The following is a 25668-nucleotide window of genomic DNA, read 5'->3' on the forward strand; positions in this document are numbered from 1 at the left end:
GGTTCAACAGTCGGTCGTGTTATGTTGCTGCCTTCCGTGGCATTGGCCGACACCGGGGGAGCGATCGTGGCCGAACAGACAGCCCAGCTGGCCCATCAGCGGCGCGCGCTCATCCTGGACGCGGTGCGGCGTGACGGCGCGGTGCGCGTGGCGGACCTCGTCGGGAGGCTCGGCGTCTCGGACATGACGATCCGCCGGGACCTGGACGCCCTCGCGCGGAGCGGCGCCGTGGAGAAGGTCTACGGCGGGGCCGTGGCCGCGGGCGGGGCCAGCGGTGGTCACGAACCGGGATTCGACGCCAAGTCCGATCTGGAGGGCGCCGCGAAGGCGGCCATCGCGGAAGCCGCCGCGGCCCTGGTGGAACCGGGGAGCGTCGTCGCCGTCTCCGGCGGCACCACCGCGCACGCGGTCGCCGCCCGACTGCTCGGCATCCCGCGGCTGACGATCGTCACCAACTCGCTCCCGGTCGCCGAGCTGGTCCGGGCCGCCGACGGGGAACCGGGGGGCGGGGCCCCCACCCTGCTGCTCACCGGCGGCGCGCCCACCCCCTCGGCCGCGCTGGTCGGCCCGCTCGCGGACCTGGTGATCGGCTCCCTCCACGTGGACCTGCTCGTCCTCGGCGCCCACGGGGTGTCCGAGGAGGCGGGGCTGACCACCCCGAACCTCATGGAGGCGCAGACCAACCGGGCGCTGGTCGCCTCGGCCCGCCGCGTCGCCGTGGTCGCCGACCACAGCAAGTGGGGCGTCGTCGGGCTCAGCGGCTTCGCGGCCCTGGACCGGGCCGACTGGTTCGTCACCGACGCCGCGATGCCGGCCCCCGCCCGGGCCGTCCTCGCGGACGCGGTGGGTGAACTCGTCATCGCGGGCGAGGAGGACTGACCCCGCCGGCCCGCAAGGGTTCCGCCCGCCTCGGGCCCCGGGGCCGGTCTGCGCGGGCCGGTCTGCGCGGGCCGGCCGCCGCTGTGGCCGGCCGGCCCGCTCCCGGTCAGTCCACGAGTACGCCGGGGTTGAGGACGCCGTGCGGATCGAGCGCGCCCTTCGCGGCGCGCAGCGCGAGGGCGAAGGGCTCGGGGCGCTGGCGGTCGTAGCCCGGACGGTGGTCCCGGCCGACGGCGTGGTGATGGGTGACGGTCGCCCCGTGCCGGTGCAGGACCTCGACCGCGACGGCCTTCAGCTCGTCCCAAAGGACGTCCTCGTCGCCGTCCCGGCCGGCGGCCAGGACGGTGAAGTACGGTGCCGCCCCGTCCGGATAGACGTGCGTGAGGCGGCAGTTGACGGTGGCGGGGTGCCCGGTCGCCTTGAGCGCCGCCGCGCCGACCTCACTGCGCACCGCCTCGATCAGGCCGGGGATCCGGTCCCAGCCGGCCGCCGTCTCGAAGGTCTCCGCGACGGCGCCCATCCTGGCCAGACCGTCGCGGAGGTAGGGCATCCGCAGGAAGGCCGAACGCCAGGCAGTCACCGCCGCGTCGCCGCCGGGGCCCGCCTCCGTGCCGGACGTACCGCCGGGGCGCCCGCCGTGCGAGCGGGCCAGGCCGACGGCGCGGTCGAGCCGGGCGGTCACCGGCTCGTCCGCCGACTCGAAACCCAGGACCAGTACGGCGGAGCCGTCCTGCGCCGCACCCGACAACGCCGCTTCACCGGCGTCCAGCAGACGGCAGTTGGCGGGGGAGAGGTCGGACTGCGCGAGGGCGCGCACCGCCCGGAGCGCGTCGTCGAAGTGGGTGAAGGCGACCGAGGCGGAGGCCTTGTGGCGGGGACGTTCCTGTAGCCGTACCCAGGCCTCGGTGATGACGCCGAGCGTTCCCTCGGAGCCGAGGAACAGCCGGTCGGGGGAGGGCCCGGCCCCGGAGGCGGGCAGCCGCCAGGAGCTGCTCGTGCCGGCCGGGGTGACCACCCGCATCGACTGCACGAAGTCGTCGATGTGCGTGCGGCCGGTGGCGTAGTGGCCGCCCGCGCGGGTGGCCAGCCAGCCGCCCAGGGTGGAGAACTCGAAACTCTGCGGGAAGTGCCGCAGGGTGAGCCCGTGGGGCCTCAGCTGGTCCTCCAGGCTCGGCCCGAGCGTGCCCGCCTGGATGCGCGCGGCCCGCCCTTCGGTGTCGACCTCCAGGACGCGGCCCATCGCCGTCAGGTCGAGGGAGAGCACCGCCCCGTGGGCGTCGCCCCGGTATTCCACGCCGCCGGAGACCGAGGAGCCCCCGCCGTACGGGACGACGGCGATCCGCCGGTCGCCGGCCCACTCCAGCAGGTCGGCCACCGCGCGCTCGTCCGTCGGGCGGGCGACGAGATCGGGTATCCGGCCGGGCCGTGCCCGCAGGGCCCGCACCACGTCCCGGTAGGCCTTCCCCATGGCGTGGGCGGCGCGGTCCTCCGGGTCGGCGGAGACCAGGTGTTCGAGGCTTCGCGGGGGTTCGATCGAGGGGTCCCCGATGCCCAGGTCGCGTACGCGGGGGACGGGGAGCGGGCGGGCGAGGGTTCCGGGGATCAGCGCGCCCATCGCGGCGCATTCCGCGTCGTCGGGATGTGCGTCCGTCCAACCCCAGCCCCACCAGGAGCGGGTGCGGGACTGCGGCTGCGGGGTGGTGCCGGCCATGGATGCGCTCCAGAGGTCGAGGCAATTTACCTAGGGGTAAATTACCTACTGATAATATCGGCGCATGGCAACCCCCCCGACCCGAGCCGGCACCAAGGGAGTCCCGCGGGAGCACCGCCTGCGGCAGATGCTGGAGGCCGCCACGGAGGAGTTCGGCACCCGCGGCTACGCGGCCGCCTCGCTTCCGGCGATCGCCGCGCGCGTGGGCGTCACCAAGACGCTGCTCCACCAGTACCTCGGCACGAAGGAGCACTTGTACGTCGCCTGCCTGGTGCCCGTCGGGGACCGGCTCCTGGAGGCCGTCCGGACGGCGATGGGCGTCGACGGCACTGGGCCGGACACGCCGCTGCGCGTGCTGCGAGGCATCTTCGAGGCCCTGGAGGGGCGCCGGGAGGCGTGGTTCGTGCTGTACGACACCACGCTGCCGCCCGGCGGCGAGGCCGAGCGCCGGGCCTCGGAGTACCGGTCGGCCATCGACGCGCTCGCCGCGGGCGGCACGGCCGAACTGCTGCGCGCCGCCGGTTCCGCCGACCCGCTGGACGCCGACGCGCTCAAGTACGTCTGGCGGGACCTGGTCGCCACCCTCGTCCGCTGGTGGGTCAAGCACCCCGAGCAGACCCCGGCGGCGATGACGGACCGCTGCGCCCGCCTCTTCGCGGCCGCCGCCACGCTCACCTCCGACGGCCGCCCGGGCTGAAGCGGGCCCGCTACCCCTTGTCGGCCTGCGCGGCCTTGACGGCCTTGAGCTTGCGCCACACCCTTTCCAGGTCCTCCAGGTCCCGCTCGTCGAGCAGTCCGGTGAAGACCGGCCCCAGGGCCTCGCGCCGCGTGGCGTCGGCGGCGGTGAACACCGTACGACCCGCCTCCGTGAGGGAGACCTCCACCGACCGGGCGTCGCGCGCCGAAGGCGTACGGGTCACCAGACCCCGGTGGTGCAGGGCGTCGACGACGCGGGATACCTGGCTGCGGCTGAGCAGGGTGCTGTTCCCGAGGGTGGAGGCGGGCACAGGCTCGGGGCTGGAAGCCAGCCACAGCATCACCTCGAACCAGGAGACCGGAAGGTCGTGGGCCTTGACGAGGGCCCGGTCGACCCGGTCGGTCAGAGTGGTGCCCGCCCAGACCAGCCCGTAGAAGGCGTAGTCGGCCGTCGGCATCTCGGTTTCGGTGAGCTTTTTCGCCATGTCCGCAGTGTAGAGCTTGCGTGCACACGCACGTAAATTTATAGTGTGTGTGCACGCACATAAATCACGTTCGGTGACAAGCCCAGTGAAAGGCACAGCCATGTCGACGCACCCCACCGCCGCCACCACCCCCGACGCGTCCCTCCGGACCGTCCTCATCACCGGCACCTCTTCCGGGATCGGGCTCGCTGCCGCCGTCGCCGCCGCCCGCGCCGGATGGCGCACGGTCGCCACCCTCCGTGACACGGGCAGGGCCGACGCACTGCGCAAGGCCGCCGCCGAGGCGGGCGTGGAGCTCGACATCCGGCAGCTCGACGTCGTCGACGAGGACTCCGTGGCCGCCGCCGTGGCCGGGATCATCGCCGACTACGGCCGTCTGGACGCCGTGGTCAACAACGCGGGCGCCGGGCACGTCGGCACCCTCGAACTCGAGTCGGTCGCCGACGTGCGCGAGGTCATGGAGGTCAACTTCTTCGGTGTGCTGAACGTGTCGAAGGCGGCCCTGCCGCACCTGCGCGCCACCGGAGGCCGCCTGATCACGGTCACCAGTGTCGGCGGCGTCGTCGGCCAGCCCTTCAACGAGGCCTACTGCGCCGCCAAGTTCGCGGTGGAGGGATACATGGAGAGCCTGGCCCCCGTCGCGGCTGCCGTCGGCGTGGCCGTGTCCGTCGTCGAGCCCGGCGCGGTGGCGACGGAGTTCGTCAACAACATCGGAATCGACATCGACGCCACCGTCGCCGCGGCCGGTCCTTACGCCGACGCGATGCGCCACTACATCGACCGCACCGTCGCCCAGTTCATGAACGGGGCCCAGACCCCGGCGGGCGCGGCCGAGGCCGTCATGGAGGCGCTGACCGCGGAAACGCCCGCGTTCCGCATCCAGACCTCCGCATGGGCCCGCGGCTTCACCGGGACGAAGCTGGCGGACCAGGACGGCTCCGCGGTCCTCGGCATGACCAACGCCTGGGTCGCCTGAAACCCACGGTGACCGCAACCACACCGGCCGGCCGTCGCGCACCCGGGCCGCCGCCTCGCGGCAGGCCCGGGTCCGGGGGAGACTCGTACGCATGGACGAGTCGCGCAAAGCCTGGGCCATGGTCATCGGCGTCATCACCGTGATCCTGCTGGACCTCGCGGCCATCATCCTGATGAACACGCTCTGATCGGGTTCTGAGCGGGTCCATCGCCGCGCGGCGGTCACGCTCCGGTCCCGCGGGGCCTTCTAACGGCCGAAGACGGACAACTCCTCGCCGCGCGAGTTCCAGAGGCGGGCGGATCCCCCCGACGGCTCGCTCAGGGTGAGTCGGTCCCGCTCGTGGGTCACCCCACCGAGCAGGCGTCCCTCCGCGCGGACCGGCCATTCGACGGTCAGGTGGTCGCCGGGAGCGAGCTCGAACTCGGTCCCCTGGGGTTCGAACTGCACGGTGAGCGGGGTCCCCGGTCCCGCCTGGACGACGAACTTCACGGTTGCCGGCGTGCGGTCGGTTGCCTTCACTCGTCGCCTCAGGTTCATGAGCTCCTCGTCGTCCGGTCGGTGCGTGTCTCTCCTACCCTGCCGTGAGTCCGCCGGCAGTGGCCGTACCAGGTCCGTCGCGGGCGGGCGCTCTCCCGTGACCGACGTCCACGGTGCAGGCTATCGCCGAACCCGGACGGGGACGAGGGCGAGGCGCCGGCCCACCGTACTGCGGTCCCGCCCCGGCTCGAGTCCCGCTCGGAAACGACGGCAAAGGGCGTCCACAGCACGGCAGTTCATGGCTGTTCATGCCGGAAAGAGAGGCCGCCCGCACCCTTGCTGCGCCGCCCCGGTTCGCGAATGATGCTGCCCGGCGTGTCGGCCGACGGTGGTCGTGATGCACGCGCCATCCCGAACCCGGCCGGCCAGGAGGCACGCCTTGCGGACGAACCGTCACATCCGGAAATCATTAGGGGTCGTCGGCGCCGCCCTCGCGCTGGTGGTCGCCGTTCCCCAGGTAGCCTTCGCCGCGCCACCGCCCGCCCTGCCGAGCCAGGCCGAGGCGATCGAGCTGACGTTCCAGCCGGCCTACGACTACGACACCGACGGCTGCTACCCGACCCCCGCCATCGGCCCGACCGGAGTGCTCAACGGCGGGCTCAACCCCACCGGCGCCCTCAACGGCAACTGCCACGACGCCTCGGACCTCGCCAACACCAACGGCTACTCCCGCTGGACCTGCAACAACGGCTGGTGCGCCGTGATCTACGGACTGTACTTCGAGAAGGACCAGGCGATCCCCGGCATCAGCCTCGGCGGCCACCGCCACGACTGGGAACACGTCGTGGTGTGGATCCAGGGCAACGAGGCCAAGTACGTCTCGACGTCCGCGCACGGGGACTTCGTCGTCCACGGGCGCGACCAGATCCGCTGGGACGGCACCCACCCGAAGATCGTCTACCACAAGGACGGCGTCGGCACGCACTGCTTCCGCGCCGCGAACACCAACGACGAACCGCCGGAGAACCACCGGCACACCTGGCAGTTCCCCGCACTCGTCGGATGGTCGGGCTACCCCGCCGGACTGCGGGACAAACTGAGCCAGGCCGACTTCGGCAGCGCGCACTTCGGCCTCAAGGACGGCGCCTTCGCCGACCACCTGGCGAAGGCCAAACCGGCGGGCATCCCCTTCAACCCGTACCAGTAGCCGTCACGGGCGCATGACGCCCTGTCCGGGCCGGGTTCTACAGTGGCCGTACCAGGCGCAGCCGTAGGGGCGGTCCGGACCGAACGGTGAGGTACGTCATGCCGAAACGCCACGCGGTGATAGCCGGGGCGGGCATCGGCGGTCTCACCGCCGCCATCGCCCTGCACCGGCGCGGTTGGCACGTCACCGTCTGCGAACGTGCCCCCGAGCCGCCCGTCACCGGCGCCGGCATCGGCCTGGCGCCCAACGCCCTGCGCGCGCTCGCCGCCATCGGCGTCGACGCGGCCCGCGCCGCCGGCAGCGCCGTACCCGAGACGATGGGCGTACGCCGATCCGCAGGCCAGTGGCTCACCCGAGCCCGCACCGCGGACATGGCGGCCCGCTACGGCATCGCCCCCATGGCCGTCCCGCGCCCCGCCTTCACGGCCGCCCTGGCCGCTGCCCTGCCGCCGGGGACCGTCCGCTACGGGACCGCGGTGACCGCCGTCGACGACGCACGGGGCCGCCCGACCGTCCGTACGGAGGCCGGGCCGGCCCTGTCCGCCGATCTGGTCGTCGCCGCCGACGGCATCCACAGTCCGCTGCGGCACGCGTACTTCCCCGCCCACCCCGGCCTGAACTACATCGGCGAGACCGCCTGGCGGACCATCGTGTACGCCCCGGACCTCGGGATACAGGCCATGAGCGAGACATGGGGGAGGGGGCAGCGGTTCGGTGTGACTCCGCTGTCCGACGGCCGCCACTACCTCTACGCCACCGCGGTCGTCCCGGCCGGCACCCGGTCGACCGACGCCCGCGCCGAACTCCGCGCCCGCTTCGGCGCCTGGCACGACCCGATCCCCGCCCTGCTGGACCGGGTCGGCCGCCTCGCTCCCGCCGACGTCCTGCAGAACGACCTCTACGACCTCGCGGCTCCGCTTCCCCGCCTGCACCACGGCCGGATCGCCTGGCTCGGCGACGCCGCCCACGCCATGGCCCCCAACCTCGGCCAGGGCGGCTGCCAGGCCATCGAGGACGCGGTGGTCCTGGCCCACCTGCTGCCCGCGGGAGACGGTACGAACAGCGCGGACTCCGTCCCGGCCGCCCTCGCCGCGTACACCGCCGCCCGCCGCGCCCGCACCGACGCGGTACGCGTCCGGGCCCGCCGGGTCGGCCGCCTCGGCGTCCTCGGCCACCCGCTCGCGGCGGCCGCACGTGACCTGGCGGTCCGGGCCACCCCCACGCGCCTGGCCCTGCGCGGCATGGACGACCTCTTCAACGGCTTCCGCCTCCCCGGCTAGTGCCGCTCCCTTCCGGGCGGCGCGCGACCGGGAGCCCTTCGGCAGCGGCTGTCGCCGGCGCCGTGCCCAGCCGACGGCGAGCGGCGTCGCCGGCCCCGTCAGAGCGGTGAGCAGGAGCCGGTAGGCGGGGAGCGTGCCCACCTGGACGGCCCAACCCGCCGGGAGGGCGCCGAGGGAGAGGCCCACGTTGGTCACGGCGCGGAGATGGACGCGGAACTCCTGCGGACGGTTCCCTCCGTAGTGCCGCATCAGTCCGGGCATGACGAAGCTCCGCGTCCCGAGAAGGAAGTAAGAACCCCCAAGGCTTCCTGCCTGCTCTTTGCCATAGCAGGCAGGATTGGTTGAAAGGGCCGTTCGGCTCAGCCCGCGCAAACCGCCCCGCGCAGGAAGTCGAGCAGCAGCTCCGTCACGACCTCGGGCCGCTCCAGGCTGGGGAGATGGCCGGCCCAGGGCAGTTCGAGGTGGCGGGCGTCGGTGAGCAGTTGCGGCAGCCGGGCCGCGATCTGCCGGAAGTCCGCCACGTCGTGGCCGCCCGAAACGGCGAGGCAGGTCGCCTTCACTGCCGTCAGGTCGACCTCGACCGGCCTCCGCCCGGCTCCCTGGGGGGCGGCCAACTGCACCTCGAAGGAACGGCGCTGCATCTCGCGCACCCGCTCCCGCACCGCCTCCTCGGCGTCCGGCCCCAGCCAGGTCTCCAGGTTGAGTTCGACGGCTCCCTCGACCTCGCCGGCTTCGAGCAGCGCGTCCTCCCGGTCGCCGAACGCCTTCAGTTCGACGCCGGGTTCGTGCCCGGGCAGCCCGGAGCACAGCAGCGCCATGGCGCGGACCCGGTCGGGTCTGCGTGCGGCGATCTCCAGGGCCACGCGTCCGCCGTACGAGGAGGCGACCAGCGCCGCCCGCTCGACGCCCAGGGAGTCGAGCAGGTCCAGCACGTCCTCCGCGTCGTTGTGGCGGTGGTCCGGCAGCGGCGAGTCGCCGAATCCCCTGAAGTCGGGGCGCACCACGCGGTATCCGGCCTCGGCCAGCGCGGACCACTGCGGATCCCACATCCTCCGGTCGCAGGCCGCGGAGTGGAGCAGTACCAGCGCGGGTCCGTCCCCGGTCGTGTCATGAGCGAGAGTCATGGGTCCGACTCTAGGCGGCGAGTGATCACCGGACGCTACCGGGGAGTACGGGGACGCGGAGCGTCCCCGACCTGATCACCCATCACCCGACTCCCGGCTCCTACCATTGGGTAACCACCCGACTGATTCGGCACCGCACCACTCCCACGCACGGCACCACACCCCAAAGGGAGCGATCAGTACATGACCAACGACTACGACGTCGTCATCAGCGGAGCCGGTCTCGCCGGCTGCACCGCGGCGATCCTCTTCGCCCGACGCGGTGTCCGCGTCGCGCTGCTGGAGCGCCGCTCGGACCCCCGCGCGTACAAACTGCTGTGCACCCACTCGATCACGGCCAACGCCCACCCGGTCCTGGACGAACTCGGCCTCATACCCGAGCTGGAGAAGGCGGGAGCCCTCCACAACGACGCCCGCTGGTACACCCGTTGGGGATGGATCGAGCCGAGGCCCGCCCCGCGGGGCCCCGCGCTGCCGCACGGGTACAACGTCCGGCGCAGCACCCTCGACCCGCTGATCCGGTCCCGCGCGGCGCGAACCCCCGGTGTCGACCTGCTCGTCGGCCACCGTGTGACCGGGCTGCTCCGGGAAGCCGGACGTACCGTCGGGGTCCGTACGTCGACGGCGCAGGGCGACGTTGCGATCCGGGCCCGACTGGTGGTGGGCGCCGACGGCAAGGACTCGGCCGTCGCGAAGTTCGCCGAGGTGCCCACCAAGGTGCACGAGAACACCCGCTTCGGCTATCTCGCGCACTTCCGCGACCTCCCGCTGCACGGCGGGATCGGGCAGACCTGGTTCCTCGAACCGGACATGGCGTACGCCTTCCCCAACGACGACGGGGTGACGGTCCTCGCGGTGCTCCCGGACAAGAAGCGGCTGCCGGCCTTCAGGGAAGACCTGGAGGGCAGCTTCCTGGAGTTCGTCCGCGCCCTGCCCGAGGCACCGCCCATCGACTCCGCCGAGCGCATCACCAAGTTCATCGGAACCGTCGACTACCCGCTCGTCACACGGGAGCCGACGGGGCCCGGCATCGCCCTCGTCGGCGACGCCGCCCTGACCGGCGATCCCCTGTGGGGCGTGGGCTGCGGATGGGCCTTCCAATCCGCGCGGTGGCTCGTGGAGGCGGTCGCCCCGGCCGCGACGGGCCGGGGCGACCTCGACCGCGCGCTCGCCGGGTACGGGCGCAGGCACCGACGCCGGCTGCGCGGCCACCAGTTCATGGCCGTGGACTTCGCCAAGGCCCGTCCGTTCAACCCCGGAGAACGGCTGCTCTTCTCGGCGGCGGCCCGTGACGAGTCGATGGCACGGCACATGTACCTGTTCGCGGCCCGCCTGATCGGCCCGCTGCGCTTCCTGAACCCCGCGGCCCTGGCCAAGGCCGCGGCCGTCAACATCAGGCACCGCGGGGCGGGAGTCCCACCGACGCGCTGAGCCGCGCCCGGGCCCACCGTCACGATCATCCGGACACCGCCCGCGCCTGTGCGGCACACGAATATCCGGGTGCCGCGGAGGCGGGGCCGGGCTATGGTCGGCGGCATGAACGTCACCGGCCCCAACACCCCCGCGACCGCGCGAGCGCCCCGCTCGCCGGTTGCCGCCGCCTGACGTCCCCCTCCCCGGCGACCGGAAACGGTCCGTCGGTCGTGCCGTGGCACCCCTGCCCCGGCCGGAGGTCAATGGTCCCGTTTCCGGTGCGCTTCCCCCGCTTCCACGCGAAGGAGCCTCCCGTGAACACGGAACAACTGGTCAAGACCTTCATCGAGTACTTCGAAGAGCGCGACCACCACCGCATCGTCGGCTCGACGCTGCTGCCACCCCCAGGCGACCCCGTGCTCTTCACCACCTCCGGCATGCACCCGCTCACCCCGTACCTGGAGGGACGCCCCCATCCGCTGGGTCGACGGCTGGTCAACGTACAGCGCTGTCTGCGCACCACCGACCTGGAAGAGGTCGGCGACGCCACGCACCTGACCGTCTTCGAGATGCTCGGCACCTGGTCATTGGGCGACTACGACGGCCCGCTCAGCCTCGACTGGGGATACGGGCTGCTCACCGAAGGGCTGGGGATCGACCCAGGCCTCCTCCACGCCACCGTCCACGCCGGCGACGAGCAGACCGGCCCGGACACCGACTCCCTCCACCTGTGGCAGGACCGGGGCGTCCCCGTCGAGCTCACCGTGGACGACAACTGGTGGTCGAACGGCCCCGTCGGACCGTGCGGGCCCGACTCGGAGATCTTCCTGTGGAGCGGCGAGGGCCCGCCCCGGTCGACACCCACACGGGACGACCGCTGGGTGGAGGTGTGGAACCACGTGACGATGAGCCACCGCCGGCTCGACGACGGCTCGCTCGTGCCGCTTCCCCGGCGCAACGTCGACACCGGACTCGGCGTGGAACGGCTGGCCTCACTGCTCCAGGGCAAGCCGTCCGTGTTCGAGTGCGACGTCTTCGACCCGTGGCGACGTCTCGTTCCGCCCCTGTGGAGCCTGGACGAGACCTCGCTGCGCGTGGTCTGCGACCACCTGCGCTCGGCCGTCGTCGTACGCGGCGACGGCGTGCGCCCGGCCAACACCGGACGGGGCTACGTCCTGCGCCGCCTGGTGCGACGGGTGCTGACCGTACTGTGGCGGGACGACCCCTCGCGCGGTCTCGAAGACCTCCCGGAGGAACCGGTCCGGCACACCCTCGACCACTTCCGACAGGACATCCGCTCCGGCGGCGTACTGCGCGTGCTGCGCGAGGAGGAACACCGCTTCCGCCGCCTGCTGGAACGGGGCCGTCAGGTGCTCGCCCGCCCCCGGTTCCGGGGCCGGCTGACCGAGGACGACTGCCACTACCTCCACGACACCCATGGCCTGCCGCGCGAACTGATCACGAGCCTGCGGTACGAGTGAGGCGCGTCGCCGGTCAGCTGTCGCCGATGGCGCAGGCGAGGTAGAGGTCGACGCGGTCGCGGGCGGTGGACAGGTCGCGGCCGGTGAGGTGTTGGATGCGGCCGATGCGGTAGTGGAGCGTGCTCACGTGGATGTGGAGGGCTTCCGCGGCGGCGCGCCAGGCTCCGTTGGCCTCCAGGAACACGCCGAGGGTGCGTGTCAACTCCGCGCCGTGTTCGGCGTCGTAGGCGTGGAGGGGGCCGAGGAGGCGTTGCCGGTAGGCGGCCCGGACGTCGCCGGGCACGCCTGCCAGGAGCAGCAGGTGGGAGTCGAGTTCGCGGGCGGTGACCAGGGCCAGCCGCTGCGGGCGGAGCGCGGCCAGGCGTGCGGCGTGCCGGGATTCCTCGAGGGCGCGGCAGAGCCCGGCCGGATCGGAACACGTGGCGAGGCCGAAGGCGATGCGCCCGCCGTCGGCGGCGGGCTCGAACTGCGCGAGGCGTTCGCCGAGCCGGGTCGCGAGGGCGCCGTCGTCGAGCCGGGTGCCGAGCGAGGCCAGGACGGTCGGTCCGGCTTCGCCGGCGGCGACGACGGCGCGGATGTCGGGGTCCTCGTCGAGGGTGCTTTCGACCAGGTCCGCGGCGAGGTCCCAGGACCGCAGCGCGCCCCGGGTGAGGGCGGTGAAGGCGACGAGCGGCCGGTCGGTGGCCAGGCCGGCGGTGCGCAGGCGGGCGGCGACGGCCGCGGGCGGGGCCTGCTGGTCGAGGAGTTCGACGAGCTGGGTGTGGAACCGCTGCTCGGTGCGCCGGCGTTCGTCCCGACGGGCGCCGCCCAGGGCGAGGAGCTCGGCGGTCTGTGCGGCGGTGCCCGTGTCGTCGGGGGCCCCGCGGAGGACGAGGAGCCCGCCGCCGGCGCTGCGGCGGCCGATCGGGAGCAGCGTGTGCCCCTCGTCCGTGGCCGGGAGGCGCTCGGCGCGCAGGGCGTGGGCGGCGAGTCGACCGCGGACGGCGGCGCCGAGCTCTTCGCCCGGCCCGGCGAGGAGGCGGCCCGCCGTAGACAGGGCCCAGCAGGGAGTGCCGAGTTCGGCGGAGAGCATGGCCACGAGGCCGCCGAGGTCCGCGCCGTCGACGAGCGCGGTGACCAGGCGGCGGTGGTGCCCGAGGACGTCGGCGAGCACCCGGCCGCGTTCGCGGTTGACGCGGTCGATGACCGTGCGGGACAGCGTGCCGTAGCTGATGTCGGCCGGCGCGGCGAGGACGGGGATGCCGTGGCGGCGGCAGGCGTCGACGAGGGCGGGAGGCACCTCACCGAGCAGGATGTCGCCCGCGACGAGCGCCGCGGCCGCCCCATCGGCCAGGGACGCGGCGAAGGTCTCGCAGTCGGCTTCCGTGCGGTACCAGCCCTCGCTGGTCAGGACGAGCTCGCCGCCGGAGAGGAAGTCGGCGGGCTCCAGCAGGTCGGTGGTGTAGACCCAGCGCAGTTCGCGGTCCAGGCCGGTCGCGCCGCCGTCGTCGAGCGCGGTGAGCCGCAGCTCCGGCATGTCCAGCAGATCCCTCACCCGCACGGTGCGCCTTCCTCCTTCTCGTGTGCAGCACGTGCTCAGGTACTCACGTATCGCGGTCTCCGCACATCCGGGTATCCGACGATCATACGAAACCCCGCCCGATTCCGGCCACGGCTTCCCCGCAACGACGGTGACGACCCGCTGCCCCAAAGGTGTGTACTGCCGTTGCGGCAGCACGCGGCCTTCCCTGATTCCCACGAATGACGGAACGAGGCACGACGCCGCACCACCCTCGCGCGGAAGACCGAAGGCTCCCCGCGTGCCACGACCACCGTCGAGGCCTCCGCCGTCGCTCAGTACGTACTCACCCGCACGCCGCCGACCGGCGGCGACACGACGCACACCGATCCCACCACCAAGGAGATCCCGGCATGACCACCGACCCCACCTCCACCTCCGCCGCGACCGACGCCGACACCGAGCTGCTCCGCACCGCGGTCGCCATCGCCCGCCGCTCCCGCGAGGCCGGCAACCATCCCTTCGGCGCCCTGCTCACGGGCCCCGACGGCGAGATCCTGATCGAGGCCCAGAACACCGTCACCACCGACCGCGACGCCACCGGCCACGCCGAGACCAATCTCGTGCGCCTCGCCACAGCGAAGTACGACGCCGCGTTCCTGCGCACCTGCACCCTCTACACCAGCACCGAGCCCTGCGCGATGTGCTCCGGCGCCATCTACTGGGGCAACATCGGCGCGGTCGTCTACGCCCTCGGCGAGGACGGGCTCCGCGCCCTGACCGGCGCCAACGACGAGAACCCCACCATGGCCCTGCCCTGCCGCGAGGTCTTCGCCGCCGGCCGGCGCCCCCTGCCCGTCACCGGCCCCGTCGACCTCGCGGAAGCCCGCGAGGTCCACCACGGCTTCTGGGACTGACCCACCCCGCCGGTCGGGCACGAACGTGCTGCTCGACCGGCACTCTGCGTCTTCTATCTCCAACCGGCGTTGTTCCTAGAATGGTCGGATGGAGGACATCGATGTGATCGCGGCGCTGCAGGATCCGGTGCGGCGCCGCCTGTACGAGTACGTGGCCGCGCAGGGCCGCGAGGTCGGCCGCAACGAGGCCGCCGAGGCGGCCGGCGTGGCGCGGACGCTCGCCGCGCACCATCTGGACAAGCTGACGGAAGTCGGCCTGCTGGAGAGCGGCAGCCGCCGGCTGACGGGCCGCTCGGGGCCGGGGGCGGGTCGTCCCGCCAAGGTGTACACGCGGGTGCGCACCGAGCGATCGGTGTCGCTGCCCGCCCGTGACTACCGCACCGCCGCCGAGCTGCTCGCGGAGGCCGCCGAGCAGGCCGGACTGGACGCCGGGCTCTGCGCGGCCGCGCACCGCCGGGGTGAGGCCCTGCGCGGCTCGGCGGAACCCTGCACCGGCCTCGCGGAGGCGATGGAGGTGCTGGCCGCGCGGGGCTACGAGCCGTACCGGGAAGGCGCCGAGGGTCCAGGGGGCGCTCCGGGCGCCGATGAGGCGGCCGGGCGGGCCGAGCCCGCCATCCGGATGCGCAACTGCCCCTTCCATGCCGTCGCCGAACGCTTCCCGCCGCTCGTCTGCGGTATGAACCTCGCCCTGCTGGAGGGGTTGCTCGGCGCCGACGGCCCCGTCCGCGCCCGCATGGACGCCAGGCCGGGGGAGTGCTGCGTGGTGGTGGAGGCTTCTAAAGACAACGATCATTGACATAGAAACTGCGGTCGTGCTGGGATGGGGCCATGACCCCATCCGCGCATGCCGCCGCCCACCTCGCCCAGCTCAACGTCGCCACCCTTCGACACCCCCTGGACGACCCGCGCATCGCCCCGTTCGTCGAACTGCTCGACCCGGTCAACGCCGCCGCCGACGGCGCGCCCGGCTTCGTGTGGCGGCTCGTGGAGGACGGGGAGGCCGACGCCACCGGCCTGCGCCCGGCGGGGGACGGCGTGATCGTCAACCTGTCGGTGTGGGAGAACCAGGAAGCCCTCTGGGACTTCGCCTACCGCAGCGGACACCTGGAGGCGATGAGGCGACGTCGGGAGTGGTTCGAACGGCACGTCGAGGCCCACCTGGTGCTCTGGTGGATCCCGGGCGGCCACGTCCCGACCGTCGGGGAAGCGCTGGATCGGCTGGCGGACCTCCGGGCGCACGGACCGTCCCCGCGCGCGTTCACCTTCACCTCCTCCTATTCGGCCGAGGAGGCCGCCCGAGCCGCCGGGACGACGCCGGTCGAGGCCTCGCCGGCCTGACCGGCGACTCCCGGGGTGATCGGCGGCCTCCGGCAGGGGGGCGTGCCCGCAGGGCGATATGGCGTCACGTGGGCGGAAATGCCCGCCGGGCAGTGCGGCGATCGCGCCGTCCCTGGCCGCTTCCGCAGCCGCGAGCCCCGAGCAGCGACTGCTCGCCCTCCTGGGGCGCGAGGCGGGCTGAGGGTGAGGCGGGCGGCGCGCCGCCCGGGCTCGTCCCCGGACCGTCACGGGCCCACTGGCCTCGTCACACGGCCAGTTCCCGCAGCCCTCCTCCCGGCCCGGCGGCCCCGGTGCCCAGGCGGGTGAAGTACTCCGTTGCGATGATCGACTCCCGTACCCGCGCGGGGAGTCGGGCGAGGATGCCGGGCAGGGAACGCTCCCGGGCGGCTTCGCTGCGGTGGGACAGGATCGCGGCCCACTTCCGCTCCAAGGAGCGGCCGGTCACGTCGACCGTCGCGGTGACGTACTCGTCCGGGACGCTCAACACCTTCTTCCCCACCCGTTCGAGCAGCGCGGTGAGCTCGCCGACGCCCGAGTGCGGATGCGTGGCCGCGTACAGGACCTCGGGCCGCCACGGCTCCCCGGTGTCCGGGCGGAAGTGTTCGAGCCCGGCCTCGTGGAAGGCCAGTACGGTCGCCTGGTGGGTGCGGACGTGATCGGGATGCCCGGTGAGCTGGCCGTACGCGTCGTGGGTCACCACGATCCGCGGCCGTACGGCGCGCACGTGCCCGACGATCAGCCCCACCACCTCCTCGATCGGGGCGTCGCACAGCCGGGGACGGCCGGGAGCGGAGTCGGGGACGCGGGCGTCGGCGAAGCCCAGCAGTCGCGGATCCCCGGCGCCCAGGACGGCGAGCGCCTCGGCGAGTTCGGGGGCCCGGTGGCTGTCGGGGGACCAGGTGGTGGTGACCACGGCGGTCGCCGCGCCCGAGGCGGCGTGCTGCGCGAGTACGCCGCCCGCCAGGAGGGACTCGTCGTCGGGGTGGGCGAAGACGCCGAGGAGCGAGGGCCGGGGACCGGCAGGCTGGGACGGGGTCATGGAACGCGCACCTTCCTGTCGAAAGGCGAGGGGCGGTGGAGGGGAACGGAGGAGGGTCGCGACGCGACCGGACGGCGCGACAGAACGTCCGATTTTCGATCCTCCTCGCGGGAACGAAGCCTGTCCGCCCGTCAGTTCACCCAAAGGGATCGTGGCGCCTGCGGACGCCACGTCCCCTGACCGGCAGGCCTTTCGCAAGGAGAAACCGTGCGCATACTCTTCACCGGACCGGCCGCGGCCGGCCATCTCTTCCCGATGATCCCGACCGCGCAAGCCCTGCGAGCCGCCGGGCACGAGGTGCTGTTCGCGAGCGCCCGGCCGCTCGACCGGCTCCGCGAGGCCGGTTTCCCGATCGTCGAGATAGGCGACGGCCGCACCATCCGTGAGGTGTTCGAGCAGTCCAACGGCGAAATCAGTTATGTCAACCATGACATGACCACGGATCAGATCCTCGACAGGGCGGCCCGCGTCTTCGCCCGGGTATCCCGCTCCACCGTGGACCACCTCCTGGAGATCGCCGGCGGCTGGGGCGCCGACCTGCTCGTCTACGACTCGTTCCAGGCGTCGGCCCCGCTCGTCGCGGCCAAGCTCAAGATCCCGTCGGTGCTCCAGAACTTCGGCCCCACCCCCGGCCTCGACATGGTCCGCCGGTTCGCCGACAACTTCACCGAGGCGTACGAGACGTACGGCGTGGCGGGTCCGGCCGAGCCCCTGCCGCTCAACATCGTGCCCACCTCGCTCGGCGGCGACCCGAGCGGACTGCGGATGCGCTACGTCCCCTACAACGGCGGCGGCACCATCCCCGCCGAGCTGCTGGGGCGCGGCTCCCGCCCCCGCGTCGTCATCACGCTGGGCACCGTGCTCACCGAGATGGACGGCGTTCGGGCCATCACCCGCCTGACCGAAGCCGCGGCCTCGGCGGACGCCGAGTTCCTGCTCGCCGTCGGGGACGCCGACCTCGCCCCGCTCGGCACCCTGCCCGACAACGTCCGCCCGTTGCCCTGGGTGCCGCTCGCCGAACTGCTGACCGTCTCCGACGCGTTGATCCACCACGGCGGCTCCGGCACCATGCTCACCGCGCTGCAGGCCGGCCTGCCCCAGCTGCTGCTGCCCCAGGGCGCCGACCACTTCACCAACGCCGACGCCCTCACCGCGACCGGCGCCGCCCTGCGCTCCGCCTCCGAGGACGTCGACACCTCTCTCCTCACCCGTCTCGTCACGGACCCGGTACTGCGCGAGGCCGCCGAGAGCCTCCGGGCGGAGAACGACGCCCTGCCGACCCCGGCGCAGACGGTCCCCGCCCTGGAGGCCCTGGTGGCGTAGGCCGCCGCAGGCCCGCTCCGCCGATCGAAGCCGCCGCGAACGACGTGGCCGGCAGGTAGGACGCCCGGACGGCGGCCCGCGGGCCGCGCGCCGTCTCCGTACCCCACGAGCCCCGCCGGAGCCCCCGAGTCTCCGGCGGGGCTCCGCCGCGTCACGGGGGCCGGGGCCGCGGGAATACCTCGGGGGCACCCTTCGTTCCGGGGTATAGTTGAATCCTCAACAACCTCGGGAAGGGGAGCCATGCAGTTCGGGATCTTCACCGTCGGTGACGTCACGCCCGATCCGACGACGGGACGCACGCCGAGCGAGCACGAGCGGATCAAGGCGATGCTCGCGATCGCGCAGAAGGCCGAGGAGGTCGGCCTCGACGTCTTCGCCACCGGTGAGCACCACAACCCGCCGTTCGTCCCCTCCTCGCCGACGACGATGCTCGGCTACATCGCCGCGCGCACCGAGAACCTGATCCTCTCCACGTCGACGACACTGATCACCACGAACGACCCGGTGAAGATCGCCGAGGACTTCGCGATGCTCCAGCACGTCGCGGACGGCCGCGTCGACGTGATGATGGGCCGCGGCAACACCGGCCCGGTCTACCCCTGGTTCGGCAAGGACATCCGCGACGGCATAGACCTCGCCATCGAGAACTACGCCCTGTTGCGCCGCCTGTGGGACGAGGACGTCGTCACCTGGAAGGGCAAGTTCCGCACCCCGCTGCAGTCCTTCACCTCGACCCCGCGCCCGCTGGACGGCGTCGCGCCCTTCGTCTGGCACGGCTCCATCCGCTCGCCGGAGATCGCCGAACAGGCCGCGTACTACGGCGACGGCTTCTTCCACAACAACATCTTCTGGCCCGCCTCCCACACCAAGCAGATGGTGAACCTGTACCGGGAGCGCTACGCCCACTACGGCCACGGCACCCCCGAGCAGGCCATCGTCGGCCTCGGCGGCCAGGTGTTCATGCGCAGGAACTCCCAGGACGCCGTCCGCGAGTTCCGCCCGTACTTCGACAACGCACCCGTGTACGGCCACGGCCCCTCCCTGGAGGAGTTCACCTCCCAGACCCCGCTGACCGTCGGTTCGCCACAGCAGGTCATCGAGCGGACCCTGTCGTTCCGGGACTACGCCGGCGACTACCAGCGCCAGCTGTTCCTGATGGACCACGCGGGCCTGCCCCTCAAGACCGTCCTGGAACAGCTCGACCTGCTCGGCGAGGAGGTCGTACCGGTCCTCCGCAAGGAGTTCGCGAGCCTGCGCCCCGCGGGCGTGCCGGACGCCCCGACCCACGCGGCCCGCGTCGAGCGGGCGGCCCGTGCCCAGGAGACCCCGAAGGAGGAGACGCGCGCATGAAGCTCGTCGTCGTATCGGCCGGACTGAGCTCGCCCTCCTCGACCCGGCTGCTCGCCGACCGCCTCGCGGCCGAGACGCTGCGCCACGTGGACGCCGGAACCGAAGTGATCGAACTGCGGGACCTGGCGACGGAGATCGCCCAGCACTTCACCACCGGGTTCCCGCCCGCCCGGCTCGCCGCCGCGCTCGACGCGGTGGCGGCCGCGGACGGGCTGATCGCCGTGACGCCGGTCTTCGCGGCCTCGTACAGCGGTCTGTTCAAGTCGTTCTTCGACCTGATCGACAAGGACGCCCTCACCGGCAAGCCGGTCCTCGTCGGCGCGACCGGCGGAACCGCACGGCACTCACTGGTCACCGAGCACGCCCTGCGGCCGTTGTTCACGTACCTGCGCGCGCTCGTTCTGCCGACCGCCGTGTACGCGGCCTCGGAGGACTGGGGCGACGAAGGGCTCGCGCAGCGGATGGCCCGGGCGGGCGCCGAGTTGGCGCGGTTCATGGCACCCGCCGTGCGGGAAGCCGCCCCGGGAGCGGCGCCGGACGTCGACACCACCGCCGCCATCGCACCGCGTTCCCTCACGGGCGCGATCACCTCGGTGCATCCGGCGCACGGCTTCGAGGTGGTGCCGTTCGCGCAGCGGCTGGCCGCGCTGGCGGCCGAATAGCCAATAGCCGAGCAGCCGAGCAGCCGTCGGGGCGATCGGCCGTGTCGGTCGAGTGGATCCACCGCCTCGCGGCCACGCGCGGGGGTCCCGGGCCCTCGTGCGGGGCCGACGAGGCCCTCTGGTGGGCGTGCGGAGAACTGGGGCACCATCTTCCTGCCCCACCCCTCACGGTCACCAGCAGGAGGAAACTCCCGATGAAGATCCGCACGGTCCTCAGCGCACTGGTCCTCTTGTCCGGTGTGCTCTTCACCCCCGGCATCGGCATCCTCGGCGGGGCCACCGAAGCCCACGCCGCCACCAAGATCAGCCACGCGACGGCGACTTCGATGTTCCGGAGCTCCGGCATCACCTGGTCCTCGTCGGGTGGCTGTTCCGACCGCAACAACGCGAGCTGCACCTCCTTCGAGCAGCTCAACCTCGCCACGGCGCAGGGCGCGCAGACCCTCAAGAGCGCCAGCGGCTGCGCGCTGAACATCACCGGCGGCACCGAGACAGGGCACGCGAGCGGCACGTACTCGCACTGGAACGGCTACAAGCTCGACCTCGCCAAGTACGCCTGCGTCGGCACCTACATCAAGAACACCTTCTCCTACATCGGGCTGCGCGGCGACGGGGCTCCACAGTGGAAGTCCGGCGCCGGCAACGTCTACGCCGACGAGGGAAGCCACTGGGACGTGACCTTCTACAACTGCGGCGGCTGCTGACCGAGCCGGCCGCCGAGGCCGTCCGGTGCCGCATCGGGCGACGTTCGCCCCGTCGACGACGACGTGCGCGGGCGCGGGTCGTCGACGGGGCGGTTCGTGTCATGAGCACAATGGTGGCGTGCACCCCGATGCCGTACCGAAAGCGACTGCCATGAACCGCCTTCCCGCGGATCCGACGGTGCTTCACCCGTTTCCCGATCAGCCGCGCGTGGTCCTGCTCAAGCCGCTGGTGACCTCGCCGCTGATCAAGATAGGGGAGTACACCTACTACGACGACCCCGACGACCCGACCGCGTTCGAGACCCGCAACGTCCTCTACCACTACGGGCCCGAGGAGCTGGTCATCGGGAAGTTCTGCGCGCTGGGCACCGGAGTGCGGTTCATCATGAACGGCGCCAACCACCGCATGGACGGCCCCTCCACCTTCCCCTTCCCCATCATGGGCGGCTCCTGGGCAGAGCACTTCGACTTGCTGAGTGACCTGCCCGGCAGGGGTGACACCGTCGTGGGCAACGACGTCTGGTTCGGTTACCACACCATGGTCATGCCCGGAGTCCGCATCGGGCACGGCGCGATCATCGCCTCCGGCGCCGTAGTCGTGGACGACGTCCCCGACTACGGCATCGTCGGCGGCAACCCGGCCGGACTCGTTCGCACCCGCTACAACGACGACGAGATCGCCCGGCTGCTCGCCCGCGCTTGGTGGGACTGGCCCGTGGAGCACATCACCGAACACATCCGGGTCATCATGTCCGGCACCCTCGACGACCTCGAAGAGATCGCACCACGGGCCTGAGTCGACCCCTCGTGAACCCGATGGGGCCCTGGGGCGCGCCGTCTAGCCTGCCGCGCGGAGGCGGGTGGCGGCCGCCTCCGCCTCCCGTACGACGCGGCCCGTGTCGACGTCGACCAGACGGCCGCCGAGCTTCAGGGCCCGCCCGTCCACGAACACGGCGTCGATGTTCTCGGGCCGCCCGTTGAAGACGATCTGGCCGACCCAGTCGAAGCGCGGCGCGAAGTTCAACGCGGCCGGGTTGACGACCACCAGGTCGGCCCGCTTCCCGGGGGTCAGGGAGCCCACCCGGTCGGCGAGGCCGAGGACCTCCGCGCCCCCCAGCGTGGCCATCCTCAACACGTCGTCGACCTGCGGGAAGACGCCGACCTCGGTCGTGCGGGCCCGTTGCAGGCCGATCGCCGTCTTCATCAGGGCGTGGAAGTCGGAGCTGTCGTTCGTACCGCCGTCGAGGCCGAGCCCGACCTTCACGCCCCGCCGCCCGAGATCGCCCAGCCGCATGATGCCGGAGGCCAGCCGCATGTTGCTGAGCGGGCAGTGGGCCGCGCGTACGTCGTGCTCGGCGACGGCGGCGATCTCGGCGTCCGTCAGGTGGATCGCGTGGTTGATCATGAGTCGGGGTCCCAGCGCCCCTATGTCGGTCAGGACCCCGATGGGGTCGTGGGCACGCTGCTCGGGGCGTTCCAGGACATGGGAGTTGAGCATCACCCCGAGCTCCTGGGCGACCTCCCAGTGGGCGCGGTTGTGGTCCTGTGCCGCCCGTGCCGCATGGGTCGCGACCTGGAAGGAAGCGAGCGGCACCGGATCGACGAGTTCCTTCTTCACCCTGCCGACCAGCACCCCGTCGGGCGCCGGGGGGTACATCGCGTACGTGAACCGCAGCCCGGTGTCCGCCAGGGCCCGTACGTAGCTCTCGATGAGGTCGTACGAGAAGATGTCCACCCAGTCCACCAGCGTCGTCACACCCGACTGGACGGCGTCCAGGGCGGCGAGCCGTACGAAGCTGTGCAGGGCCGCGGGTGTCAGCCGGCCCCGCTGGGGGTCGGTACATCGCTGGAACCAGCCGAACAGGTCCCGGTCGGTGCACCCGCCCCGGATCACGGCCTGCCAGAGGTGGTTGTGGGTGTCGACGAACCCGGGCATGACCAGCTTGCCGGAGGCGTCGAGCACCCGGGCGCCGGGCGGCGTGCCCAGTGCCGTGCCGACGGCGGCGATGGCGCCGTTCCGCATCAGGACGTCGGCGTTCGCGAGGGCACCGAGGGGGCCGGTGCCGATGGCGGGGTCCATGGTGAGCACCAGGGACGCCCCGCGGAGCAGGACCGTCCCGCCGCCCGGGGCGGGCGGGAGGGAAGAGCGGTCACCGGGCGCGGGGCCGCGGGTGGCGCCCAAGAGGAGCGGGGCGGCGGCGGCGAGGCCGAGTCCGGCGAGGAGGTCGCGGCGGCGGGGTGCCGCCGACGGCGGAGTGGGGAGTTCCTGCATGGCGTGTTACCTCCCGAAGGCTGAGAACGGAAGGCCCGCCCGGGCGGAACGCTGAGACGGAGCGTCGAGCGGAGGCGGGAGATTACACGCAGCATGCCCAGCGAACGACCATTCGATGGGTGTTCGCGGAAAACTCTTTCCATTCCGGTCGTGAGCCGGACACCTCGTGGCCGCCGGGACGCGGTTCAGGTGCGGTCCGGACGCGGTCCGACGCGGTCCGACGCGGTCCGGACCTTCGGTAGACTCGCTGGTCATGGCGGATACGCAGTACGAAGACCTGTTGAGAATGGTGCTCACCTCCGGGACGGCGAAGGCCGACCGGACCGGCACCGGTACCCGGAGCGTCTTCGGACACCAGCTCCGCTACGACCTGTCCCAGGGCTTCCCGCTGGTCACCACGAAGAAGGTGCACCTCAAGTCCGTCGTGTACGAACTGCTGTGGTTCCTGCGCGGTGACTCCAACGTCGGCTGGCTCCAGGAGCACGGCGTCAGCATCTGGGACGAATGGGCCGACGAGAAGGGCGACCTCGGCCCGGTCTACGGAGTGCAGTGGCGTTCCTGGCCCACCCCCGACGGCAGCCACGTCGACCAGATCGGCCAGATCCTGGACACCCTGCGCCGCGACCCCGATTCCCGCCGGATGATCGTCTCCGCCTGGAACGTCGCCGAGCTGGACCGGATGGCCCTGGCCCCCTGCCACGCGCTGTTCCAGTTCTACGTCGCCGACGGCAAGCTGTCCTGCCAGCTCTACCAGCGCAGCGCCGACCTGTTCCTCGGCGTCCCCTTCAACATCGCCAGCTACGCCCTGCTCACCCACATGGTGGCGCAGCAGGCGGGGCTCGAGCCGGGCGACTTCATCTGGACCGGCGGCGACTGCCACATCTACGACAACCACGTCGCGCAGGTGACGGAGCAGCTCTCGCGCACGCCGTACGACTTCCCCGAGCTGAAGCTGCACAAGGCCGACTCGCTGTTCGAGTACGCCTACGAGGACGTCGAGGTGCTGGACTACCGGCACCACCCCGCGATCAAGGCCCCGGTGGCCGTATGACCACCGGACTGATCTGGGCGCAGACCCTCGACGGCGTGATCGGCGCGGACAACACGATCCCGTGGCGGCTGCCCGAGGACATGGCGCACTTCAAGGCGACCACCCTCGGCCATCCCGTGATCATGGGGCGCAAGACCTGGGACTCGCTGCCCGCGCGCTTCCGTCCGCTGCCCGGCAGGCGCAACATCGTGGTCACGCGGGATCCGCGGTGGGCGGCCGAAGGCGCCGACCGTGCCGGGTCCATCGCCGAGGCCCTCGACATCGCCGGCGCGGCGACGGCCTGGGTGATGGGGGGCGGCGAGATCTACCGTGCCGCCCTGCCGTACGCCACGGAGCTCTCGGTGACGGAGGTCGACACCGCCGTCGAGGGCGACACCTACGCCCCGGAAGTGGATGCGGCCTGGAAGACCGGCGAGGACACGGGCTGGCAGTCCTCGACCGCCGGCCCGCGCTACCGCATCCGCCGGTACGTCCGGCCCTGACCGTGATCGGCGTCGGGGTACCGCCGGCGGGCACACCACTGCCGTTCCTCAGGCCCGTACGCCCGTGACGCCCGGGCCGGACCGGTCCGTGCGGCGGAAGGCGGCCCGATGGGCGCTCGGACGCAGGCCCGTGTGGCGGGCGAAGAGGGCGGCGAACGTCCCCGGATCGCGATAGCCGACGGCCGAGGCGACCGCCGCGACGGTGCGGTCGGTGGTCTCCAGGAGGTGGCGGGCCCGGCGGACCCGGGCGGCCTGCAGGTGCGCCAGCGGGCTGCTCCCGGTCTCCTCCGCGAAGCGGCGCAGCAGCGTGCGGGTGCTGACCCGGAAGGCCTCCGCGAGCGCGGCGAGGTCGTACGGCTCGGCGAGGTTCTGGTCGAGCCGCCGCATGACCCGCCGGGAGAACTCCCGGCCGGGCTGCGGGAGCAGGCGCGGGTCGACGTACGGGGTCTGGGAGGCCCGCGCGTCGTCGACGAGTGCCACCCGGGCGGTGGTCCGGGCGACCCGCGCCCCGTTGTGCCGGCGGATCAGGTCCAGCGCGAAGTCGTACATGGCGCTGAAGGCGGCCGTGGTCGTCACCCCCGAGTCGGTGACGACCAGGTGCTCGGGCCGTACGTCGGCCCCCGGGCAACGCCTGGCCAGTTCGTCGGCGTACAGCCAGGAGGTGGTCGCGCGGCGCCCGTCGAGGAGCCCGGCCTCGGCGAGCAGGAACGCGCCGACGCAGAGGGAGACGACGGCGGTTCCGGCGGCGGCCTGCGCCCGGATCGCGGAGATCTCGGGGGAGAGGCGGGAGAGGCGCGGGCCGAGGTCCGTGCCCGGGTCCGGTTCGAAGCCGGGCACCACGAGGACGTCGACCTCGCGCAAGGGGCGTACGTCCAGTGCCGCCCCGCCCGAGGCGGTGACCCGGCGGCGGGGCGAGACGACCGACACCCGGTAGCCGGGCGCGTCCGGGCCGGCCACGTGCCCGGCCATCGTCAACAGGTCCGGGACGCCGAACACTTCGGACGCGAAGCAGCCCGGATACGCGAGGACCCCGACCCGCAGCGCCTCCGGCCCGCCCGGCCCGTCTCCCGGCCCGCCCGCCCCGTCGCCCGGCCTGTCCGCCCTGGCCCCCGACTTGCGCGCCGCGCCGCCGGCTCCGCCCGGTCCGCCGCCCGGTCCGTCGTCGCCCGGCCACCCGGCGTCCTCCCGCTGCCGCGCCGTCCCCTCCGTCATCGCCCCGCCCCCCGGTGTCGCCCGCCGTCTCCACGCGTGGCGAGATTACCCCTGGCTCAGGCGATCCCGCCCCTCACCCGCCAGCCGGTCC

General features: G+C 72.7%; 25 protein-coding genes. 17 read left to right on the forward strand and 8 right to left on the reverse strand.

Translation table 11 applies throughout. The annotated features are described in order from the left end of the window. Nucleotides 1-66: 66 nt before the first annotated feature. On the forward strand, nt 67-879 hold the full coding sequence (locus ACFYZL_RS30275) for a DeoR/GlpR family DNA-binding transcription regulator (RefSeq protein WP_384747212.1): 813 nt from the start codon (nt 67-69) through the stop codon (nt 877-879). A 106-nt stretch (nt 880-985) separates the two neighbouring features. Here the strand turns inward: ACFYZL_RS30275 and ACFYZL_RS30280 are convergent, their stop codons facing one another. After that, on the reverse strand, nt 986-2590 hold the full coding sequence (locus tag ACFYZL_RS30280) for an FAD-binding oxidoreductase (RefSeq protein WP_388683335.1): 1605 nt from the start codon (nt 2588-2590) through the stop codon (nt 986-988). A 64-nt stretch (nt 2591-2654) separates the two neighbouring features. Between ACFYZL_RS30280 and ACFYZL_RS30285 the strand changes: the two genes are divergently transcribed. After that, on the forward strand, nt 2655-3287 hold the full coding sequence (locus ACFYZL_RS30285) for a TetR/AcrR family transcriptional regulator (protein WP_388683337.1): 633 nt from the start codon (nt 2655-2657) through the stop codon (nt 3285-3287). A gap of 10 nt (nt 3288-3297) precedes the next feature. On the opposite strand, the gene ACFYZL_RS30290 is transcribed toward ACFYZL_RS30285, so the two are convergent. Further along, a complete protein-coding gene (locus tag ACFYZL_RS30290) occupies nt 3298-3771 on the reverse strand; it encodes a MarR family winged helix-turn-helix transcriptional regulator (RefSeq protein ID WP_388683340.1) in 474 nt (157 codons plus the stop codon). Nucleotides 3772-3871: 100 nt separating this feature from the next. Here ACFYZL_RS30290 and ACFYZL_RS30295 point away from each other — a divergent pair, with 100 nt between their 5' ends. Continuing rightward, nucleotides 3872-4747 carry an SDR family NAD(P)-dependent oxidoreductase gene (locus tag ACFYZL_RS30295; RefSeq protein WP_388683342.1) on the forward strand — a complete coding sequence of 292 codons (876 nt, stop codon included), beginning with the start codon at nt 3872-3874 and terminating at the stop codon, nt 4745-4747. A gap of 246 nt (nt 4748-4993) precedes the next feature. Here ACFYZL_RS30295 and ACFYZL_RS30300 read toward each other — a convergent pair whose 3' ends face one another. Next, nucleotides 4994-5284: a hypothetical protein gene (locus ACFYZL_RS30300; protein WP_388683345.1), complete on the reverse strand. Its 291-nt coding sequence runs from the start codon at nt 5282-5284 to the stop codon at nt 4994-4996. Nucleotides 5285-5663: 379 nt separating this feature from the next. On the opposite strand from ACFYZL_RS30300, the gene ACFYZL_RS30305 reads away from it, so the two are divergent. Further along, the gene (locus ACFYZL_RS30305; RefSeq protein ID WP_384747229.1) at nt 5664-6431 is read left to right on the forward strand and encodes an NPP1 family protein; all 768 of its coding nucleotides are present in this window, start codon (nt 5664-5666) and stop codon (nt 6429-6431) included. 98 nt (nt 6432-6529) lie between these two features. Beyond that, on the forward strand, nt 6530-7711 hold the full coding sequence (locus tag ACFYZL_RS30310) for an FAD-dependent monooxygenase (protein WP_384747232.1): 1182 nt from the start codon (nt 6530-6532) through the stop codon (nt 7709-7711). A 359-nt stretch (nt 7712-8070) separates the two neighbouring features. On the opposite strand, the gene ACFYZL_RS30315 is transcribed toward ACFYZL_RS30310, so the two are convergent. After that, entirely contained in the window at nt 8071-8835 is a 765-nt protein-coding gene (locus ACFYZL_RS30315; protein ID WP_388683347.1) for an alpha/beta fold hydrolase, read from the reverse strand. A gap of 183 nt (nt 8836-9018) precedes the next feature. Here ACFYZL_RS30315 and ACFYZL_RS30320 point away from each other — a divergent pair, with 183 nt between their 5' ends. Beyond that, nucleotides 9019-10266, forward strand: a complete 1248-nt coding sequence (locus ACFYZL_RS30320; RefSeq protein ID WP_388683350.1) for an NAD(P)/FAD-dependent oxidoreductase — start codon at nt 9019-9021, stop codon at nt 10264-10266. 296 nt (nt 10267-10562) lie between these two features. Beyond that, nucleotides 10563-11729, forward strand: a complete 1167-nt coding sequence (locus ACFYZL_RS30325) for an alanine--tRNA ligase-related protein (protein WP_388683352.1) — start codon at nt 10563-10565, stop codon at nt 11727-11729. A 13-nt stretch (nt 11730-11742) separates the two neighbouring features. On the opposite strand, the gene ACFYZL_RS30330 is transcribed toward ACFYZL_RS30325, so the two are convergent. Then, on the reverse strand, nt 11743-13269 hold the full coding sequence (locus tag ACFYZL_RS30330) for a PucR family transcriptional regulator (protein ID WP_388683354.1): 1527 nt from the start codon (nt 13267-13269) through the stop codon (nt 11743-11745). 371 nt (nt 13270-13640) lie between these two features. Between ACFYZL_RS30330 and ACFYZL_RS30335 the strand changes: the two genes are divergently transcribed. The 3 genes from ACFYZL_RS30335 (at nt 13641) to ACFYZL_RS30345 (ending at nt 15482) form a co-directional block, all read left to right on the forward strand. Beyond that, nucleotides 13641-14144, forward strand: coding sequence for a nucleoside deaminase (locus tag ACFYZL_RS30335; RefSeq protein WP_388683357.1), 504 nt, complete (start codon nt 13641-13643; stop codon nt 14142-14144). Between the two features lie 88 nt (nt 14145-14232). Then, entirely contained in the window at nt 14233-14940 is a 708-nt protein-coding gene (locus ACFYZL_RS30340) for a helix-turn-helix transcriptional regulator (protein ID WP_388683359.1), read from the forward strand. 32 nt (nt 14941-14972) lie between these two features. Further along, on the forward strand, nt 14973-15482 hold the full coding sequence (locus ACFYZL_RS30345) for a DUF3291 domain-containing protein (protein WP_388683362.1): 510 nt from the start codon (nt 14973-14975) through the stop codon (nt 15480-15482). Between the two features lie 244 nt (nt 15483-15726). Here the strand turns inward: ACFYZL_RS30345 and ACFYZL_RS30350 are convergent, their stop codons facing one another. After that, complete coding sequence (locus ACFYZL_RS30350; protein ID WP_388683364.1) at nt 15727-16521, reverse strand: PIG-L deacetylase family protein; 795 nt, start codon at nt 16519-16521, stop codon at nt 15727-15729. A 207-nt stretch (nt 16522-16728) separates the two neighbouring features. Here ACFYZL_RS30350 and ACFYZL_RS30355 point away from each other — a divergent pair, with 207 nt between their 5' ends. The 5 genes from ACFYZL_RS30355 to ACFYZL_RS30375 all read left to right on the forward strand — a co-directional run bounded on the left by ACFYZL_RS30355 (nt 16729) and on the right by ACFYZL_RS30375 (nt 21356). Continuing rightward, nucleotides 16729-17844 (forward strand): nucleotide disphospho-sugar-binding domain-containing protein, encoded by a 1116-nt coding sequence (locus ACFYZL_RS30355; protein ID WP_384749784.1) that lies wholly within the window; start codon nt 16729-16731, stop codon nt 17842-17844. A gap of 240 nt (nt 17845-18084) precedes the next feature. Then, nucleotides 18085-19194 carry an LLM class flavin-dependent oxidoreductase gene (locus ACFYZL_RS30360; protein ID WP_384749787.1) on the forward strand — a complete coding sequence of 370 codons (1110 nt, stop codon included), beginning with the start codon at nt 18085-18087 and terminating at the stop codon, nt 19192-19194. Continuing rightward, entirely contained in the window at nt 19191-19856 is a 666-nt protein-coding gene (locus ACFYZL_RS30365; protein ID WP_384749790.1) for a CE1759 family FMN reductase, read from the forward strand. The genes ACFYZL_RS30360 and ACFYZL_RS30365 overlap by 4 nt, the downstream gene beginning before the upstream one ends. Before the next feature lie 194 nt (nt 19857-20050). Continuing rightward, a complete protein-coding gene (locus tag ACFYZL_RS30370) occupies nt 20051-20560 on the forward strand; it encodes a hypothetical protein (RefSeq protein WP_384749793.1) in 510 nt (169 codons plus the stop codon). A 151-nt stretch (nt 20561-20711) separates the two neighbouring features. Beyond that, entirely contained in the window at nt 20712-21356 is a 645-nt protein-coding gene (locus tag ACFYZL_RS30375) for a CatB-related O-acetyltransferase (protein ID WP_388683368.1), read from the forward strand. 42 nt (nt 21357-21398) lie between these two features. Here ACFYZL_RS30375 and ACFYZL_RS30380 read toward each other — a convergent pair whose 3' ends face one another. Then, nucleotides 21399-22832 (reverse strand): amidohydrolase family protein, encoded by a 1434-nt coding sequence (locus ACFYZL_RS30380; protein WP_388683369.1) that lies wholly within the window; start codon nt 22830-22832, stop codon nt 21399-21401. Between the two features lie 253 nt (nt 22833-23085). Between ACFYZL_RS30380 and ACFYZL_RS30385 the strand changes: the two genes are divergently transcribed. Both ACFYZL_RS30385 and ACFYZL_RS30390 read left to right on the forward strand, forming a co-directional pair. Further along, nucleotides 23086-23883 (forward strand): thymidylate synthase, encoded by a 798-nt coding sequence (locus ACFYZL_RS30385; protein ID WP_384749802.1) that lies wholly within the window; start codon nt 23086-23088, stop codon nt 23881-23883. Beyond that, nucleotides 23880-24365 (forward strand): dihydrofolate reductase, encoded by a 486-nt coding sequence (locus tag ACFYZL_RS30390; RefSeq protein WP_388683372.1) that lies wholly within the window; start codon nt 23880-23882, stop codon nt 24363-24365. The genes ACFYZL_RS30385 and ACFYZL_RS30390 overlap by 4 nt, the downstream gene beginning before the upstream one ends. Nucleotides 24366-24413: 48 nt before the next feature. Here the strand turns inward: ACFYZL_RS30390 and ACFYZL_RS30395 are convergent, their stop codons facing one another. Beyond that, on the reverse strand, nt 24414-25577 hold the full coding sequence (locus ACFYZL_RS30395; RefSeq protein ID WP_388683374.1) for a GlxA family transcriptional regulator: 1164 nt from the start codon (nt 25575-25577) through the stop codon (nt 24414-24416). Nucleotides 25578-25668 lie beyond the last annotated feature (91 nt).

The sequence above is a fragment of the Streptomyces sp. NPDC001717 genome, from assembly GCF_042892775.1.
Classification (GTDB): Bacteria; Actinomycetota; Actinomycetes; order Streptomycetales; family Streptomycetaceae; genus Streptomyces.

Coding starts and splice junctions, on each gene's coding strand:
- ACFYZL_RS30280 (WP_388683335.1), bottom strand. CDS start 2,590: ATGGCCGGCACCACCCCGCAGCCGCAGTCCCGCACCCGCTCCTGGTGG.
- ACFYZL_RS30285 (WP_388683337.1), top strand. CDS start 2,655: ATGGCAACCCCCCCGACCCGAGCCGGCACCAAGGGAGTCCCGCGGGAG.
- ACFYZL_RS30290 (WP_388683340.1), bottom strand. CDS start 3,771: ATGGCGAAAAAGCTCACCGAAACCGAGATGCCGACGGCCGACTACGCC.
- ACFYZL_RS30295 (WP_388683342.1), top strand. CDS start 3,872: ATGTCGACGCACCCCACCGCCGCCACCACCCCCGACGCGTCCCTCCGG.
- ACFYZL_RS30300 (WP_388683345.1), bottom strand. CDS start 5,284: ATGAACCTGAGGCGACGAGTGAAGGCAACCGACCGCACGCCGGCAACC.
- ACFYZL_RS30310 (WP_384747232.1), top strand. CDS start 6,530: ATGCCGAAACGCCACGCGGTGATAGCCGGGGCGGGCATCGGCGGTCTC.
- ACFYZL_RS30315 (WP_388683347.1), bottom strand. CDS start 8,835: ATGACTCTCGCTCATGACACGACCGGGGACGGACCCGCGCTGGTACTG.
- ACFYZL_RS30320 (WP_388683350.1), top strand. CDS start 9,019: ATGACCAACGACTACGACGTCGTCATCAGCGGAGCCGGTCTCGCCGGC.
- ACFYZL_RS30335 (WP_388683357.1), top strand. CDS start 13,641: ATGACCACCGACCCCACCTCCACCTCCGCCGCGACCGACGCCGACACC.
- ACFYZL_RS30340 (WP_388683359.1), top strand. CDS start 14,233: ATGGAGGACATCGATGTGATCGCGGCGCTGCAGGATCCGGTGCGGCGC.
- ACFYZL_RS30345 (WP_388683362.1), top strand. CDS start 14,973: ATGACCCCATCCGCGCATGCCGCCGCCCACCTCGCCCAGCTCAACGTC.
- ACFYZL_RS30350 (WP_388683364.1), bottom strand. CDS start 16,521: ATGACCCCGTCCCAGCCTGCCGGTCCCCGGCCCTCGCTCCTCGGCGTC.
- ACFYZL_RS30360 (WP_384749787.1), top strand. CDS start 18,085: ATGCAGTTCGGGATCTTCACCGTCGGTGACGTCACGCCCGATCCGACG.
- ACFYZL_RS30365 (WP_384749790.1), top strand. CDS start 19,191: ATGAAGCTCGTCGTCGTATCGGCCGGACTGAGCTCGCCCTCCTCGACC.
- ACFYZL_RS30370 (WP_384749793.1), top strand. CDS start 20,051: ATGAAGATCCGCACGGTCCTCAGCGCACTGGTCCTCTTGTCCGGTGTG.
- ACFYZL_RS30375 (WP_388683368.1), top strand. CDS start 20,712: ATGAACCGCCTTCCCGCGGATCCGACGGTGCTTCACCCGTTTCCCGAT.
- ACFYZL_RS30380 (WP_388683369.1), bottom strand. CDS start 22,832: ATGCAGGAACTCCCCACTCCGCCGTCGGCGGCACCCCGCCGCCGCGAC.
- ACFYZL_RS30385 (WP_384749802.1), top strand. CDS start 23,086: ATGGCGGATACGCAGTACGAAGACCTGTTGAGAATGGTGCTCACCTCC.
- ACFYZL_RS30390 (WP_388683372.1), top strand. CDS start 23,880: ATGACCACCGGACTGATCTGGGCGCAGACCCTCGACGGCGTGATCGGC.
- ACFYZL_RS30395 (WP_388683374.1), bottom strand. CDS start 25,577: ATGACGGAGGGGACGGCGCGGCAGCGGGAGGACGCCGGGTGGCCGGGC.